At 41.0% G+C, this 14,196-nt stretch carries 11 protein-coding genes; 1 reads left to right on the top strand and 10 read right to left on the bottom strand.

Annotated features, from left to right (window positions below):
* Positions 1-17: 17 nt before the first annotated feature.
* The 7 genes from J4N24_RS05265 to atpD all read right to left on the bottom strand — a co-directional run bounded on the left by J4N24_RS05265 (position 18) and on the right by atpD (position 9,998).
* The gene (locus J4N24_RS05265; protein WP_207532615.1) at positions 18-1,526 is read right to left on the bottom strand and encodes an ATP-binding cassette domain-containing protein; all 1,509 of its coding nucleotides are present in this window, start codon (positions 1,524-1,526) and stop codon (positions 18-20) included.
* 124 nt (positions 1,527-1,650) lie between these two features.
* Positions 1,651-3,132 (bottom strand): ketol-acid reductoisomerase, encoded by a 1,482-nt coding sequence (gene ilvC, locus J4N24_RS05260; RefSeq protein WP_207532614.1) that lies wholly within the window; start codon positions 3,130-3,132, stop codon positions 1,651-1,653.
* Between the two features lie 223 nt (positions 3,133-3,355).
* Entirely contained in the window at positions 3,356-3,967 is a 612-nt protein-coding gene (gene ilvN, locus J4N24_RS05255; protein WP_207532613.1) for an acetolactate synthase small subunit, read from the bottom strand.
* Between the two features lie 124 nt (positions 3,968-4,091).
* Positions 4,092-5,828 (bottom strand): biosynthetic-type acetolactate synthase large subunit, encoded by a 1,737-nt coding sequence (gene ilvB / locus J4N24_RS05250; RefSeq protein WP_207532612.1) that lies wholly within the window; start codon positions 5,826-5,828, stop codon positions 4,092-4,094.
* Positions 5,829-5,945: 117 nt separating this feature from the next.
* Positions 5,946-7,658 (bottom strand): dihydroxy-acid dehydratase, encoded by a 1,713-nt coding sequence (gene ilvD, locus J4N24_RS05245; RefSeq protein WP_207532611.1) that lies wholly within the window; start codon positions 7,656-7,658, stop codon positions 5,946-5,948.
* Positions 7,659-8,223: 565 nt separating this feature from the next.
* Positions 8,224-8,469 carry an ATP synthase F1 subunit epsilon gene (atpC, locus tag J4N24_RS05240; protein WP_207532610.1) on the bottom strand — a complete coding sequence of 82 codons (246 nt, stop codon included), beginning with the start codon at positions 8,467-8,469 and terminating at the stop codon, positions 8,224-8,226.
* 23 nt (positions 8,470-8,492) lie between these two features.
* Positions 8,493-9,998: a F0F1 ATP synthase subunit beta gene (atpD, locus tag J4N24_RS05235; protein WP_207532609.1), complete on the bottom strand. Its 1,506-nt coding sequence runs from the start codon at positions 9,996-9,998 to the stop codon at positions 8,493-8,495.
* Between the two features lie 189 nt (positions 9,999-10,187).
* On the opposite strand from atpD, the gene J4N24_RS05230 reads away from it, so the two are divergent.
* Positions 10,188-10,496, top strand: coding sequence for a hypothetical protein (locus J4N24_RS05230; protein ID WP_207532608.1), 309 nt, complete (start codon positions 10,188-10,190; stop codon positions 10,494-10,496).
* A 144-nt stretch (positions 10,497-10,640) separates the two neighbouring features.
* Here J4N24_RS05230 and aroC read toward each other — a convergent pair whose 3' ends face one another.
* The 3 genes from aroC to J4N24_RS05215 form a co-directional block, all read right to left on the bottom strand.
* Positions 10,641-11,732, bottom strand: a complete 1,092-nt coding sequence (gene aroC / locus J4N24_RS05225; protein WP_207532607.1) for a chorismate synthase — start codon at positions 11,730-11,732, stop codon at positions 10,641-10,643.
* A 78-nt stretch (positions 11,733-11,810) separates the two neighbouring features.
* Entirely contained in the window at positions 11,811-13,058 is a 1,248-nt protein-coding gene (gene aroA / locus J4N24_RS05220; protein ID WP_207532606.1) for a 3-phosphoshikimate 1-carboxyvinyltransferase, read from the bottom strand.
* Position 13,059: 1 nt separating this feature from the next.
* Positions 13,060-14,163, bottom strand: a complete 1,104-nt coding sequence (locus J4N24_RS05215) for a bifunctional 3-deoxy-7-phosphoheptulonate synthase/chorismate mutase type II (protein ID WP_207532605.1) — start codon at positions 14,161-14,163, stop codon at positions 13,060-13,062.
* Between the last annotated feature and the right edge of the window lie 33 nt (positions 14,164-14,196).

Here is a 14,196-nt window from a genome sequence, read left to right as displayed (position 1 = left end):
ACGCTTAATTTTCATCTTTAAGCTAAACAGTCTTCCTGAATAGTCTCTATGGCTGCAACTTCGCCTTCATTCAAAACTATTCGTTTCTCCAGGCAGGAGGGGAGTGCTGAGGCGAAGTGACCTACATAAATGATCGTCATTCCGTTTACGCTCAATTCATCCACCAGCTGATTGAAGTATACTGTTTGCTGCTGATCTAATCCCTGACAAGGTTCATCCAAAATCAGTAGCTCCGGATTCTTAATAATCGTTCTTGCCAGTAGGACCAGTCGCTGTTTTCCCAGCGGCAGAGTACTTAGCAAATCGTTCTTATTTCCTGTCAATTCAAAGAAATCGATCAGTTCATTAACTTTCGCAGTTTTGGAATATGGTAATTGCCTGTACAAACCCACAGAATCATAAAAACCCGAAGCAATACTTTGCCAAACTGTTGATGTTGCATCAAAGTACCAGTGAAACTCAGGAGAGATAATCCCGATATGTTCCTTGATATCCCAGATGCTTTCGCCACTTCCGCGCTTCTTACCAAACAAATAGAAATTGTTGGTATAAGATTGCGGATGATCGCCGTTAATTAAACTTAACAGGGTTGATTTTCCTGAACCGTTCGGCCCCTGTAAAAGCCACCTTTCACCTGCTTTAACTTTCCAATTAATATTCTTTAAAACCTGCTTCTCTCCGTAAATTATATTTACATCGATCATCCGAACGATTTCATCAGAGGTATAAGCAGGTCTAGCCCGTAGGAATTCAGGTAAGCTTTTGGACTGCCGCAATGAAGCACCTGAAATTTCTTCAGGAGCGTTTGAACTTTTCAATTGTCCGTCGATAATTTCTGCGAAACAGTTGATGCTTTCTGGTAACTCTGTATCGTTGCAGATCAGGATGAACTGACCTCCTCTTTTTGACAGGTCATCCAGCAAGCTGTTTAATCTTCTGCGTGATAAAGCATCCAGTCCTGTATAAGGCTGATCTATGATGAGTAATTGAGGCTTCAGCCATAGTGCTTTTACCAGTTGTAATTTCTTATGCTCGCCACTTGAAAGTTCAAGTAACTGCGAGTTTTTTAGAGCTGAGAAATTTAAAGCTTCCATTAGCTTCTCCAATCCTTCAGCCTCTAAGTTATTTTCCTTCCCATAATGCTTTAATTCTGCATCTACGGTGATCGTTTCATTCGCTTGTAAGCTGGTGTATCTTTGTTGGTAATAGAAATTGGACAGACCTTCTATATTTTTAAAACGATACCAGCTTTCTACAAATAATACTTTAGCGGGTAGTGGTCCTTCTTTAACGAAATCGATTTTGACATCTTCGGCAGTTCCTGATAGGCCTGCGATTACTTTAGCTAAGGATGTTTTGCCACTTCCGCTTGTTCCTCCAAGCAACCAGTTTTCACCACGCTTTATCGTCCAGCTTAAATTGTTCAGTACCTTTTTCTGGGCAAACTGAAGGTTTAAATTCTGGATCAAAACAAGAGCTTGAGCGCCTGAATCCGAAAATGCGGACTTTGACTTACTATTGTTCATGTATTGATGGTTAATGTCTGTTAAGGAGAACTTTTATAGTATAAATCCCTCTCCCGGAAGAGAGGGATTTTGAGAAATTTATAGTTATGCCTCGCTAGTTTTCTCTGATAGAGGACTAAGGAGTTTAAACTGTTTTAATTGCTTTCATTGCGGTCATTGCTTTACGCAGTTTTGTACCCACAATTTCTACTTCATGGTTACGCAGGGTTTCGTTGATTGCAACCAGCTGCTGATTGTCAACAGAACCATCCTTACCTTCATTGAAGTTCTTACCAACTAAGTCAGTATCAACCTTCTTCATGAAATCAGCAAGTAAAGGTTTACAAGCCTGATCGAATAAATAACAACCGTACTCAGCAGTATCAGAAATTACACGGTTCATTTCGAACAATTTCTTACGAGCGATAGTATTCGCGATAAGTGGAGTTTCGTGTAGTGATTCGTAGTAAGCCGACTCTGGCTTGATACCAGCCTCAACCATTGTTTCGAAAGCTAATTCAACACCAGCTCTAACGAAAGCTACCATTAGTAAGTAGTTATCGAAGTATTCTTGCTCGCCAATTTTAACATCACCAGCAGGAGTTTTTTCGAAAGCAGTTTCACCAGTTTCAGCTCTCCACTTCAATAAGTTTGCATCCCCGTTAGCCCAGTCTTCCATCATTACACGGCTAAATGTTCCGCTCATGATATCATCCTGATGTTTCTGGAACAAAGGACGCATGATGTCTTTTAATTCTTCAGAAACCTCAAAAGCTTTGATCTTAGCAACATTGCTTAAGCGGTCCATCATACCAGAAACTCCGCCGTGTTTCAGAGCTTCAGTGATCACTTCAACACCGTACTGAACTAATTTAGAAGCATAACCAGCATCAATTCCTTTCTCAACCATTTTGTCAAAAGAAAGGATAGAACCTGTTTGTAACAAACCACAAAGGATAGTCTGCTCACCCATTAGATCAGATTTTACTTCAGCTACGAAAGATGAACGTAAAACACCAGCACGATGACCGCCGGTACCAACACAATAAGCTTTAGCCCACTCTAATCCTTTTCCTTCAGGATCGTTTTCAGGGTGAACAGCAATTAAGGTAGGAACACCGAAACCACGTACATACTCAGAACGAACCTCTGAACCTGGTGATTTAGGAGCCACCATGATTACGGTGATGTCTTTACGGATCTGCATACCTTCTTCAACGATGTTGAAACCGTGAGAATAAGATAAAGTAGCACCCTGTTTCATCAATGGCATTACAGCGTTAATTACAGACGTGTGTTGCTTATCAGGAGTAAGGTTGATTACAAGGTCGGCAGTTGGAAGTAATTCTTCATAAGTACCAACAGTGAAATTGTTGCTTGTAGCATTTTTCCATGAATCTCTTTTCTGCTCGATAGCTTCTTTACGCAATGTATAACTAACATCTAAACCACTATCTCTTAAGTTCAAACCTTGATTTAAACCTTGAGCTCCGCAACCCACGATTACGATTTTCTTTCCTTTAAGTGCATTAACACCATCAGAAAATTCAGAATTGTCCATGAATTCGCATACACCCAGTTGGTTTAATTGTTCCCTAAGGGGTAGTGTATTAAAATAATTTGCCATTTTTTATTGCTTGATTTCTATTAATTTTTATGTTAAAGTTTGTTTTATTTCCCTTTTCTATTTGTCACCGGAAGCCTTCAATTGCTTAAGTGTAAGCAGCTTCCCTGAAAGCGGCGCTAATTTAGCTCAAATATTTAAAATAGGAGGTACTGTTCACGCATAGTTTGAGATACCCTCTGAATTCAATCACTTTTCTCGATAGTTGTAGAGAGGTCTTTTTCTACTACATTGAAAATACCTTGTCGGCACTGTTCAGGAATTCGTTCTCGCTTACCTCTTGACCCGGTTCGAGGGATTCAAACTCCCTTAACTTTCGGTTAAAGCCCTCGCTATCTTTGATAATCATAACACGCGCACTACGGACAAATTCAATGAGTCCGAATGGTTGAAGTCTTTCAATTAGCGCATCTGTTTCCTCACGATGGCCCGTGGTTTCAAATACTGTATAGTCGTGTCTGATCACCACTGCGCGTGCCCCGTTTTCACGAAGCAGACGCTCCACAAGTGCTTTTTCTGCAATTTGGTCAGTTGGAACCTTATAAAGCGCCATCTCTTGCCAAATTACATCCTCGTTCGTGTTGTAATATACCTTAAGAACTTCAACTTGCTTTTCGATCTGTCTGCAGACTTTGCGAACCACAGCTTCAGTTTCTGTAATTACTATGTTAAAACGATGAATACTTTCAATTTCAGAAGGAGAGGTGTTTAAACTCTCAATGTTGATCTTTCTTCTGCTGAAGATAATCGCGATACGGGTAAGAAGACCAATCTGGTTCTCGGTATAAACGGTGATGTTATATTCCTGCTTTTCAGGATTTGGGATGTAAGCTGTCATGATTGTTGTTTTAAGAGCTGTAAGGGGGTATGTATGATGGCTTTGTGCTTTCCGCTTTTATTGCCCTACCTTTTACCTTTGAGCTTTAACCTTTTACCTCTTATTTTACCTTGTTTTTTACCTCTTATTTTAATCTGATTTCACTCACGCTGCAGCCTTGTGGTACCATCGGGAATACGTTATTCTCTTTTGTTACCATTACCTCAAGCAGGAATGATCCTTTTACATTCAGCATCCTTTCCAGCGCTGGTCTTAAATCCTCTCTTTTGCTTACGCTTGTACCTGGAATCCGGTATCCTTCAGCAACCTTGACATAATCAGGACTTGTGATATTTACAAAAGAGTATCTCCTGTCGTGGAATAATTGCTGCCACTGACGCACCATTCCCAGAAACTGATTGTTAAGGATCAGAATTTTTACATCTACATCAAACTGCATGATAGTACCCAACTCCTGGATGGTCATTTGAACTCCACCATCACCAATTACCGCAATAACAGGACGATCGGGTGCCCCGAATTTAGCGCCAATAGCAGCTGGTAAACTGAAGCCCATTGTTCCTAAACCTCCGCTGGTTACATTACTTCGAGTTTTGTTCAATTTCGCGTAACGACAAGCTACCATTTGATGCTGACCAACATCGGTTACAATAATCGCCTCACCTCCAGTGATTTCATTGATCTGCTGAATAACTTCTCCCATTGTAAGCTCTTCTGTGCTTGGGAAAAGCTCGTCTTTGATCACTTGCTCTACTTCCTGACGGGTAAATTCATTGAATTTTGCTAACCACTCTGGATGTTGTTTCGCTTCAACTAATTCTGTTAAGATGGGAAGGGTTTCTTTACAATCACCCCAAACAGGCACCGTTGTCTGAACGTTTTTATCAATTTCTGCAGGGTCTATATCCAGGTGAATAACTTTTGCTTGTTTAGCATATTTATCCAGACGACCAGTAACACGGTCGTCGAAACGCATTCCGATTGCGATCAACACATCACACTCATTAGTCAGGACGTTTGGACCATAATTACCGTGCATGCCAAGCATACCTACGTTAAGTGGGTGATCGGAAGGAATGGCACCGGCACCAAGGATTGTCCATGCTGCAGGAATACCTGATTTTTCAATAAATGCTGCGAATTCTTTCTCAGCACTTCCCAGGATCACACCCTGTCCCCAAAGAACAAATGGTTTTTTTGCTTCATTGATTAGCTTTGCTGCTTCCTCAATATATTCTTTACGCACGATTGGTTTTGGACGATAGCTGCGAATATGGTTGCAGAAATTGTAGCCTTTGTACTCGAACTTCTGCAACTGAGCATTTTTGGTAATGTCGATCAATACCGGTCCTGGTCTTCCAGTCTTTGCAATATAAAAGGCCTTCGCTAAAACTTCGGGAATTTCATTAGCATCTGTAACCTGGTAGTTCCATTTAGTTACCGGAGTTGTAATGTTAATTACATCTGTCTCCTGGAAAGCATCAGTACCTAAAAGGTGCGCAAATACTTGTCCCGTAATACAAACCAATGGAGTACTATCTATCTGAGCGTCTGCTAAACCTGTAATAAGGTTTGTTGCACCCGGACCACTCGTAGCGAAAACAACACCGACACGACCTGAAGTACGTGCATATCCCTGGGCGGCGTGTATACCACCTTGTTCATGGCGAACGAGGATATGGTTAAGCTTTTCAGTATAATCATATAAGGCATCATAAATAGGCATGATAGCGCCACCTGGATAACCAAAAATGGTCTCCGTGCCTTCTGCTATCAGCGCTTCTAATACAGCCTGCGAACCAGTAAGTTCGATGCTTGTCTTTTGCTCCGCAGATGTTGCTTCCTGTTGTGCTGTCTCCATTGTTTTATTGATTTTAATCGAGATTGGATCTCAACCTGTTTCTTCGTTTTTTATGTTTAAATATATAGACGCTTGTTTTGCTCTATCTTATTCCCCCCTCAGGAGTCCAAGTCAGAGCTACAGGTCGGTTACGCAGCCTTCAGCTGCAGAACTAACCTGTTTGGCGTATTTGTAAAGCAATCCTTTTTTAACTTTTAGTTCTGGTTGTGACCACTGAGCTTTTCTTTCTGCAATCACCTCTTCTGAGACTTTTAGAGTCATTAAACGATTAACTGCATTTATCTCAATTATGTCATTGTCTTGTACTAATCCGATCAATCCGCCCTCGTAAGCTTCAGGAACAATATGTCCTACTACGAAACCATGAGTTCCTCCACTAAAGCGGCCATCTGTGATTAAAGCAACAGATTTTCCAAGACCTGCACCGATAAGGGCAGAAGTTGGTTTTAACATTTCAGGCATTCCAGGGCCCCCTTTTGGACCTACGTTACGTATAACCACTACATCTCCTTTTTGCACCCGGCCAGATGAAATACCTTCAATCAGTTCTTTTTCTCCGTCAAATACGCGTGCTGGTCCTTCGAAACGTTCACCCTCTTTTCCGGTGATCTTCGCGACACTACCGCCTTCAGCAAGATTTCCATAAATGATTTGCAAGTGACCGGTTGCTTTAATGGCATTTTCCTTTGGAAATACGATCTTCTGAGTTTCAAATTCCAGGGAAGGAACTTCAGAAAGGTTTTCAGCAAGGGTTTTTCCTGTACAGGTTAAACACTCCCCATGTAACCAGCCTTGCTCTAAACAGTATTTCATTACCGCGGGAACTCCTCCTATTTTATGAAGGTCTTCCATCATGTATCTCCCACTCGGCTTCATATCTACCAATAAAGGGATGCGATTAGATATTTCCTGGAAGTCATCCTGACTAAGCTCGACATCTACACTTTTCGCAATAGCAAGAAGGTGAAGTACCGCGTTGGTAGATCCTCCAAGGACCATGATGGTAACGATAGCATTTTCAAATGCTTCTTTCGTCATGATATCTTTCGGCTTAATATCGCGCTCCATCAAAAGACGAATAGCTTTACCTGCAGCCAAACACTCTTGTTTTTTATCCTCACTCAAGGCTGGGTTGGATGAAGAATAGGGTAAACTCATCCCTAAAGCTTCAATTGCTGCCGCCATTGTGTTTGCGGTGTATATACCACCGCAAGCACCGGCGCTCGGGCAAGAGTTTTTTATTATTTCTTTAAAGTCTATTTCGTCAAGTTGACCGGCAATCTTTTTCCCCAATGCTTCGAAAGCGGAAACGATGTTCAGGTCTTCCCCTTTATAATGTCCCGGCGCAATTGTCCCACCATATACCATGATAGAAGGTCGGTTTAAACGACCCATTGCTATTAATGATCCCGGCATGTTTTTGTCGCAACCTGGGAGAGCAATTAAGGAATCGTAGTATTGCGCTCCACAAACTGCCTCAATTGAATCGGCGATAACATCGCGGCTCACTAGGGAATAACGCATACCATCTGTACCGTTACTCATACCGTCGCTCACACCAATAGTATTAAAGATCAAACCAACAAGATCTTCAGCCCACACCCCGTCTTTCACAATTTTGGCAAGATCATTCAGATGCATATTACAAGTGTTACCGTCGTAACCCATACTGGCAATACCCACCTGTGCTTTTTTCATGTCTTCATCAGTCAAACCTATTCCGTAAAGCATTGCTTGTGCAGCTGGCTGTGTCGGATCTTGAGTAAGGGTTTTGCTGTAACGATTTATTTCGTTCACTACTGTCGTGCTTTCTGTGTTATCAGACGCCATGTGGTTTTTCTATTTTTAATGTTGTGGTTTTTATGGTCTTAAATAAACCTGCTCATAAAAAAAGCGCCTCCGTATTTGTCGAAGGCGCTTCTGAATTTTTATCTTATAACACCTTCGACTGGACCTCACCCAAGAGCACAATGACAACGTTCACCAGAATGAGAACATTGATAATTTTAATGCTAAGTATGTGGTCAAATCTTTGGGCCATATTTATCAAATCAAGGCTTATTGTTTTGTTTTCTCAAGGTAGGAACAAGAATTAAATTAGTCAATAGGTGAGATGTAGAAAATGAAATTAGAATATTATTCTACTAAATTGAAATTTTCAAAATATAGTTATTGTATTAATCGATATAATGGTAATTTTATTCTTAACTCGTATACCAAAAGCGACTTCGGTATACGGTCAGGAAAATTATCGTTTTCTAAAAAGTAGATGATTTTCTTCCTGAAAAGGCAGATCAATAATAGAAAATTTGATTTTTACCTCGAAGGCTCAGGAGTATAAAATAAAAAAACCGGATAATTTCTTATCCGGTTTTTAATAGAGTCGTTTTGACCTTTATTGTCTTACACCTTCTGCAAGCAACATTACTTTGTTGTCAATTACCTCAACCACTCCACCGTGAATAAACAAACTTTCTGATTGTTTTCCTGTGCGGATAGTTACGTTACCATCTTCCAAAATAGAGATGATAGGAGCGTGGTTGTTCAATACTTCAAAAGATCCGTTTACTCCTGGTACTGTTACTGAAGTTACATCTCCTTCGAAGATCGTTTTATCTGGTGTTAATATTTCTAATCTCATTGTTTCTGTTTTGAGATGTAATACTAAGCGTTAGCTTCAGCAAGTAATTTCTTACCTTTTTCTACTGCATCTTCAATAGTACCAACAAGGTTGAATGCTGCTTCTGGATATTCATCCACTTCACCATCCATGATCATGTTGAAACCCTTGATAGTATCTTTAATGTCTACAAGAACTCCTTTAAGACCTGTAAATTGCTCTGCTACGTGGAAAGGCTGAGATAAGAAACGTTGTACACGACGTGCACGATGTACAGTTAATTTATCCTCTTCAGAAAGCTCATCCATACCAAGGATAGCAATGATGTCCTGAAGTTCTTTATAACGTTGAAGGATCTCTTTTACTCGTTGTGCAGTATTGTAATGATCATTACCAAGGATCATCGGACTTAAGATACGTGAAGTTGAATCCAATGGGTCTACTGCTGGATAAATACCAAGCTCAGCAATTTTACGTGAAAGTACCGTAGTTGCATCTAAGTGGGCGAAAGTTGTTGCTGGCGCAGGGTCAGTCAAGTCATCCGCAGGTACATATACTGCTTGTACTGATGTGATAGAACCACGTTTTGTTGAAGTGATACGCTCCTGCATCAAACCCATTTCAGTTGCAAGAGTTGGCTGGTAACCTACCGCAGAAGGCATACGGCCTAGAAGCGCTGATACCTCTGAACCTGCTTGTGTGAAACGGAAGATATTGTCAATGAAGAAAAGGATATCTTTTCCTTGTCCTTGCTCATCACCGTCACGGAAATACTCTGCAATAGTAAGACCAGAAAGAGCTACACGTGCACGTGCACCAGGAGGCTCGTTCATCTGACCAAATACGAAGGTCGCTTTTGACTCTTTTAATTCAGCCTGATCAATCTTTGTAAGATCCCACTCGCCTTTCTCCATTCCGTGCATGAACTCTTCACCATATTTGATGATACCAGACTCAAGCATCTCGCGAAGTAAGTCGTTTCCTTCACGGGTACGTTCACCTACACCGGCAAATACTGAAAGACCACCGTGTCCTTTAGCGATATTGTTGATCAGCTCCTGGATCAATACTGTTTTACCTACACCCGCACCACCGAATAATCCGATCTTACCACCTTTTGCATACGGCTCAAGAAGGTCGATCACTTTAATTCCGGTGAATAATACTTCAGTTTCTGTAGATAGATCTTCGAAACGTGGAGGTTTTGCGTGAATAGGGCGACCGTTTGTTTTATCAAGCTCAACGATACCGTCGATTGGATCTCCTACTACGTTAAATACACGTCCTTTAATACTGTCTCCAATAGGCATTTTGATCGGAGCGCCAGTGTCAACTACGTCCATTCCGCGAACGAGACCATCTGTAGAGTCCATCGCGATTGCGCGTACACGGTCTTCTCCTAAGTGTTGTTGAACCTCAAGGATGATTTTTTGACCATTAGCCTTAGTGATTACCAAAGCATCAAAAATTTGAGGAAGCTTTGCGTTTTCTGCGAAGCTTACGTCAACTACGGGTCCGATAATCTGCGCTATTTTTCCAGTGTTAGGCATATAAACTTTTAATGAAAAATTTGTTACTCAGTTAAATAATCACTTTACGTGACACTCATTTTGGTGCCGCAAAAATACGTTTTAAAAAAGAAAATCAAATGACTGTTTAAAAGATTTTTGAGATGTCAAGAACTTTTTTTAAAACCCTTCCATTTTGATGCTGTTACTTGGATATAAATAGGAGAAACTATGAACGCGATCAGGATAAAAGGTGATCTAAATCACTATTTGAGATATGTGGGAGCCGTTATTTTTATAATGTTTATCAACCTGACAACATTTGCTCAAAGGGTGAATGCCGAGGACGATGAGAACAGAAGCAATAACAACAGGGCGACAACCGAATTTAATTACGATACTAGGGAAACCCCCTGGTACCTTCAACCCTGGGTATGGGCACTTGTAGCAGCGGTAGTAATTCTAATTGTTGCCTGGGCTACTAAAGGCAGTATGAAGAGGAATATTGAAAATGATTCCGAAACAGGAACAGCTCACTAGAAATAATATTTTTTGAGGTCATGAAGGAGTTTCAGAGATGGAGCTCCTTTTTTTTGGACTGATGAATGAGAGAGTGACTGAAGTATAGAAGGAGTGATAAAATGAATATAGGGGGAGCCCTATCTGTGACTCCCTATATTCATTCTATAAATAGGCATTTTGCCTTAAATAATGATCAGCGATAGTTAGTGCGGCCATGGCTTCAACAATGGCTACAGCACGGGGTACCACACATGGATCATGACGCCCTTTGCCTTTAATTTCTGCCGCGTTCCCCTCTTTATCCACCGTATCCTGATTATGCATAATAGTTGCCACAGGTTTGAAGGCTACTCTGAAAGTAATGTCCATTCCATTTGAAATGCCACCCTGAACACCGCCTGAAAAATTGGTAATAGTGCTCACCGCATTTTTTTCAGATGAAGGCTGAAAGATATCATTATGCTCTGATCCTCTCATTTCTGACCCTTCAAAACCTGATCCATATTCAAATCCATGCACTGCATTAATACTTAACATGGCTTTACCAAGGTCGGCATGAAGCTTGTCAAATACCGGCTCTCCTAACCCGACAGGACAGTTACGGATGATACATGAAACCTTTCCACCAACAGTGTCGCCAGCCTTACGAACAGAATCAATAAACTCTATCATCTCATGGGCTGTAGCTGGATCTGCACATCGCGCAATATTGCTTTCGCGGATATCAAGAAGCTCGTTAAGATCAGAAGGGTCTATATTTGGAGCATTTATAGTTCCCACAGAGGAAACGTGAGCGAAGATCTCTACACCTTTTTGTTTAAGGAAAAGTTTAGCCACAGCACCTGCTGCTACTCGTGCTGCGGTCTCCCTTGCGGAAGAACGACCACCGCCCCGATGATCCCTGATCCCATATTTGGATTGATAGGTATAGTCGGCGTGAGATGGTCGGAAAATATCTTTGTTATGGTCGTAGTCTTTCGACTTCTGATCTTCGTTAGGGATAACCAAAGCAATAGGTGTACCCGTACTTTTTCCCTCAAAGATTCCTGAAAGGATCTGCGCAGTATCACTCTCTTTTCTTTGAGTGGTTATTTTGGATTGCCCTGGCTTGCGTTTATCCAGTTCACTCTGAATAAAATCGAGATCGAGTTCAACATTAGGAGGACAACCATCTATAATTACCCCGATAGCTGCACCGTGCGATTCTCCGAAAGTTGTAATGCGGAACAGTTGTCCGAATGAGTTACCTGCCATTTGTGAAATGTGAGTGGTGAGTGGTCACAAAATTCAAAACGCGAAACGGATCTACGTTTCACGTCTCAAATTTCTTGTCTAATATTCAAATCCCGCTTTCTTAAGGTCCTCCCAAAATGATGGGTAAGATTTGCCAACTACTGCCGGCTCCTCAATTTCAAGCTGTTTTATTTTTAAAGCCAAAGGTGCAAATGCCATTGCCATCCTATGGTCTTCATAGGTTCTAATGGTAATTTTTTCAGGGAAATGCAAGCCTGAACAATCTAAATGATAATGTTCGTTCTCTTCATTTAACTTTACCCCGATCTTTGCAAGCTCATTTTGAAGAGCTGCAATACGATCAGTTTCCTTGATCTTTAATGTTTCTAATCCTGTAAAGGTCGCGTTATGTCCTAAAGCTGCACTCACTACAATTACTGTCTGAGCAAGGTCTGGACAATCCTTCAAATCAAAAAAGTCTCCCTTAATCTCATTAGTGGTCTTGTTTAACTCCAGTCCCTCAGTAGTAAATTTGGTAGTAATACCAAAGCTTTCCATTATCTTACTGATCCGGCTATCTCCTTGTAAGCTGTTTTCCTTTAAATAAGGAAGCGAGATAGAGCTTTCTTCAGATAAAGCCGCAACGGAATACCAGTATGATGCTGCACTCCAATCAGGTTCAACTGTAATTGCAGAAGATTTGAATTCCTGGGAAGGGATTGAGACAACAGGTCCGTTCCATTGATGAGAGATTCCGGCCTCTGCTAACATAGCCAGTGTCATCTCTACATATGGACGTGATGTTAATTCCCCTTCAATTGTTAGTTCTAAACCCTCCGGAAGGGAAGGAGCTACTAATAATAGTGCAGTAATAAATTGAGAACTGATATTCCCCTTTATACTGATCTTATTCGTCTTCTGTTCGAATAAAGGTTGGAATTTTAGAGGTGGATAACCTTCTTTTTCTACATACTCAATTTTAGCCCCCAGGCTGCGAAGAGCATCAACCAGAATTCCGATAGGACGTTGTTTCATCCTTTCTGTTCCGGTGATAACAACTTCCTGACCAGTGGTGGCAAAGTATGCTGTTAGGAAACGCATAGCTGTACCTGCCGGTCCTATATCTACAGTAGGGATTCCCGAAGCGACACTATCCTTTCTGCTTTCTAAAATACCATTCAAAGTAACAGTATCATCAGCAGAGGAAAGGTTTTTAACTTCCACCTTTCCTTTGCTCAATGCGTTTAATATCAAAGCCCTGTTGCTCTCACTTTTCGAACCGGTAAGATACGTGGTGCAAAAAGTGTCCTTCCCAGGCTTTGAAAGTATTAACACAGGATGACTCATGCTATTCAACTACTGTTTTATCGTTCATGATCGCAGTTTGTTTCTTGATAGATTCACCGTGAATCAATTCTAATAATTTTGTAGTAAATTCTTCATCCAGGTTCAGTGCCTTTGCGAAGCTGGCACGTTTCTCCAAAACTTCGTCCCAACGGTTAAGCTGAAGTATAGTAATATCGTTATCTCTTTTGTACTCACCGATCTTCTCCACAATTTTCATTCTTTCAGCAAGTTTCTGAATGATTTGATCATCAAGTTTGTCGATCTGCTTACGAAGCTCTGCCAATTTATCAGATATCGCAGGGTTTTTAGCTTCAGGAGTACGAACTGTTAAATGATCGATAAGATCAGATAAAGCAGCTGGAGTTACTTGTTGTTTGGCGTCAGTCCATGCAACAGATGGATCGATGTGAGATTCAATCATCAAGCCATTCATCTCTAAGTCTAACGCTTTTTGAGAGATGTAAGGGATTAGCTCACGGTTACCGCAAATGTGACTAGGATCGCAGATCACTGGTAAATGAGGAATTAATGATTTTAGCTGGATAGTGATCTCCCACATTGGCTCGTTACGGAAAGATGATTTCTCGAAAGAAGAGAACCCGCGTGAGATAGCAGCTAACTTAGTGATACCAGCACCATTGAAACGCTCTAATGCACCAACCCAAAGTTGAAGATCAGGGTTAACAGGGTTTTTAACCATAACAGGGATATCTACACCTTTTAACGCGTCAGCAATTTCCTGAACAGTGAAAGGGTTTACTGTTGAACGTGCACCAACCCAAAGGATATCAACACCAGCAGCTAAAGCTTCTTCTACGTGTTTTGCGTTTGCAACCTCAACAGTTACAGGTAATCCTGTTTCTGCTTTTGCTTTCTTTAACCACTCTAATCCAACGCTTCCAATACCTTCGAATTCTCCGGGACGGGTACGTGGTTTCCAGATACCAGCACGTAACACAGATATTTTTCCTGTGTCGGCTAATAAGCGTGCCGTAGATAATAATTGATCTTCAGTTTCTGCGCTACAAGGGCCTGCAATTACAAGAGGCTGATGTTTTGGAGTTAACCATGCGCTTAATGGTTCTATGTTTAAATTCAGTTTCATACTATCTAATAAATTAAAATTTTAAAATCTCTG

It is taken from the genome of Desertivirga arenae, from assembly GCF_017355785.1.
GTDB lineage: Bacteria > Bacteroidota > Bacteroidia > Sphingobacteriales > Sphingobacteriaceae > Desertivirga > Desertivirga arenae.
The sequence above is the reverse complement of the archived record's forward strand: the minus strand, read 5'-3'. Positions and strand labels throughout refer to the sequence as shown.